The organism is Pseudomonas sp. 2VD (assembly GCF_005503585.1).
Taxonomy (GTDB): domain Bacteria; phylum Pseudomonadota; class Gammaproteobacteria; order Pseudomonadales; family Pseudomonadaceae; genus Pseudomonas; species Pseudomonas aeruginosa.
Genome location: NZ_SCND01000639.1, coordinates 1 through 1,504 on the forward strand (window position 1 = coordinate 1; position 1,504 = coordinate 1,504).

Genomic DNA, 1,504 nt, shown 5'->3' on the forward strand with positions numbered 1-1,504 from the left:
GACGTTGAACAGGTGCTCCACCCGACAGTGATACTGGACCATGATCGAGAGCCGGCCCCAGTCCCCGCCGCCCGGCGTGGCCGCCAGGCGCTCGACCACTTCCTTCTGCAGCATGAAGTGCATGTCCTCGATCACCGGCGCGTGCTCCAGCAGATGGAAGATCAGTGGCGTGGAGATGTTGTAGGGCAGGTTGCCGACCACTCGCAGCTTCTCGCCGCTCTCCACCAGCGAGGCGAAATCGAACTTGAGGGCGTCGCCCTGGTGCAGGCTGAAGCGCGACTCGAGGCCGAATTTCAGCTTCAACAGGGGGATCAGGTCCTGGTCGAGCTCGATCACGTCCAGGCGTGCGCCGCTGCCCAGCAGTCCCTCGGTCAGGGCACCCTGGCCCGGGCCGATCTCCAGCAGGCGCTGACCCTCGCGGGCATGGATGGCACGGAGGATGCGGTGAATCACCCCGGCATCGTGCAGGAAGTTCTGGCCGAAGCGCTTGCGCGCGCGGTGTTGGTAAAGCTCGGACATTGGAAACGGTTCCAGGCTGCGGGCCCCAGGCCAAGGCGGGAGGCGCGGATGCGAAAGGGCGCCATTTTAACAGCGAAGCGTCGGGCCGGCAGGGCTAAACGATGGCCGACCGCCGTCAGCAGCGGCTGGCCGCCATCTGGTAGGCGGTTTCCAGGGCGACCTGCAGGCTGCCGCTATCGATGCGGCCGCTTCCGGCCAGGTCGAGCGCGGTACCGTGGTCGACAGAGGTGCGGATGATCGGCAGGCCGAGGGTCACGTTCACGGCGGCACCGAAGCCCTTGTACTTGAGCACGGGGAGACCCTGGTCGTGGTACATCGCCAGCACCGCGTCGCAATGCTCCAGGTGCTTGGGAGTGAACAGGGTGTCGGCCGGCAGCGGACCGATCAGGTCGAGGCCTTCGCCACGCAGGCGCTCGAGGCAGGGTTCGATCACCTCGATCTCTTCCCGGCCCAGGTGACCGCCTTCGCCGGCGTGCGGGTTGAGTCCGCAGACCAGGATGCGCGGATGGGCGATGCCGAACTTGTCGCGCAGGTCGGCGTGGAGGATGCGCGCGACCCGGGATAGGCGCTCGTCGCTAATGGCGTCGGCGACCTCGCGCAGCGGCAGGTGGGTGGTCGCCAGGGCAACGCGCAGGCCACGAGTGGCCAGCATCATCACCACCTGGGCGGTGTGGGTGAGGTCGGCGAGGAATTCGGTATGGCCGGAAAAGGGGATGCCGGCTTCGTTGATCACGCCCTTGTGCACCGGTGCGGTGATCATCCCGGCGAAGTGCCCGTCGAGGCAGCCCTGAGCGGCGCGGGTCAGGGTTTCCAGGACGTAGGCGGCGTTGGCGCGGTCCAATTGCCCGGGGCGGACCGGGGCGGCCAGCGGCGTATCCCATACGTACAGTTGGCCGGCTTTGGCCGGTCGCTCTGGCCAGGCGGCCGGGGAAACGTCCTTAAGGTCGATCGCCAGGCCCAGTTGGCCGGCGCGCTCTTGCAGGAG

Annotated in this window: 2 protein-coding genes; both read right to left on the reverse strand. The window is 67.5% G+C overall.

Annotation, left to right across the window (positions count from 1 at the left end; all coding sequences use genetic code 11):
- The coding region (gene rsmA, locus FFS27_RS32680) for a 16S rRNA (adenine(1518)-N(6)/adenine(1519)-N(6))-dimethyltransferase RsmA (RefSeq protein WP_137952551.1) at positions 1 to 519 on the reverse strand (519 nt) is incomplete at its 3' end.
- Positions 520 to 634: 115 nt separating this feature from the next.
- Positions 635 to 1,504 (reverse strand): 4-hydroxythreonine-4-phosphate dehydrogenase PdxA (gene pdxA / locus FFS27_RS32685; protein WP_137952552.1); only part of this gene is annotated, 870 nt, incomplete at its 5' end.